General features: G+C 65.5%; 1 protein-coding gene. It reads right to left on the bottom strand.

Going from position 1 to position 1,169, the window contains the following annotated elements; genetic code table 11:
- Positions 1–70: 70 nt before the first annotated feature.
- Complete coding sequence (locus tag ACE04F_RS17355) at positions 71–1,099, bottom strand: trans-3-hydroxy-L-proline dehydratase (RefSeq protein WP_486108569.1); 1,029 nt, start codon at positions 1,097–1,099, stop codon at positions 71–73.
- Positions 1,100–1,169: the final 70 nt, after the last annotated feature.

Below are 1,169 nucleotides of genomic sequence, written 5' to 3'. Positions count from 1 at the left end.
CTTCAGGCCTGCTTCGCAGCCCCCCCCCCCCCCCCCCCCCCCCCACAAGGGTTCTGGGTGAAGTTGGAAATCATGCCCCTGGCCAGGTATCCGAAAGCCGATAGCCCTGTGGCCACGGATCACCTGGGTCGAGCAACAGCTGGTGGGTGCCGGTAATCCAGGCCCGCCCGGCAATGCACGGGTAAATCGCCGGGCGTCCGGCCACGTCGGTCAGTGAATCGATCCGGCAGTGAAATTCGGAGCCGATGATCGAGCGGCCGATAAACCGCTCGCCCACCTGCATCAAGCCTTTGGCGTGCAGCACCGCCATGCGCGCCGAGCAGCCGGTGCCAGTGGGGGAGCGGTCGATCTTGCCGGGCTGGATGACGACGGCGTTGGCGCCGGTGGCGATGCCGTTTTCCGTCACGAGGGGCGCGGCGATCTGGCAGAAAGAAATGTGCGACCAATCGGCGTTCAACGGGTGCACGAAGCCCAATTGCTCGTTCGCCGCGCGGGTGATTTTCAGCCCCACGGCCACCAGCTCGGCGGCCTCGTCAGGCCGGATGGCAAAGCCCAGGCGCTGGGCGTCGACGATGACAAAGCTGTCGCCACCGTAGGCCGTGTCCACTTGCAGCGAACCCAGGCCTTCGACTTCGATCCAGGCGTCGAGGCGGTCGGCGAACGAGGGCACGTTCTTGATCTCGACCCTCTGCACCTTGCCGTCGCGGCAGTCGGCCACGGCTTCGATCAGGCCACCCGGGGCTTCCAGCACCAAGCGTGTCTGGGGTTCGCTCATCGGCAGGATGCCGCTGTCCAGCAACACGGTGGCGACGCACAGCGAGTTGGAGCCGGACATCGGCGGCGTGTCGGCCGGTTCCATGATGATCCAGGCCATTTGCGCCCGCGGGTCCTTGGCCGGCACCAGCAGATTGACGTGGCGAAATACTCCGCCCCGGGGTTCGTTGAGGACGAAGTTGCGCAGGGTCTGGTCCTGGGCGATCCAGCGTGACTGTTCCCACACGGTGGCGCCGGGTGGCGCCGCGACGCCGCCGACGATCACATCACCGACTTCGCCTTCGGCGTGGCAGCTGACTACATGGATGATTTTTGATGAGCGCATGGATCAGATCCTTGTGTTGTCCTTTAGGGCCTCTCCGCGAGCAGGCTCGCTCCCCCACGGACTTGTGTAC

This window comes from Pseudomonas sp. AGC41, assembly GCF_057334555.1.
The sequence above is the reverse complement of the archived record's forward strand: the minus strand, read 5'-3'. Positions and strand labels throughout refer to the sequence as shown.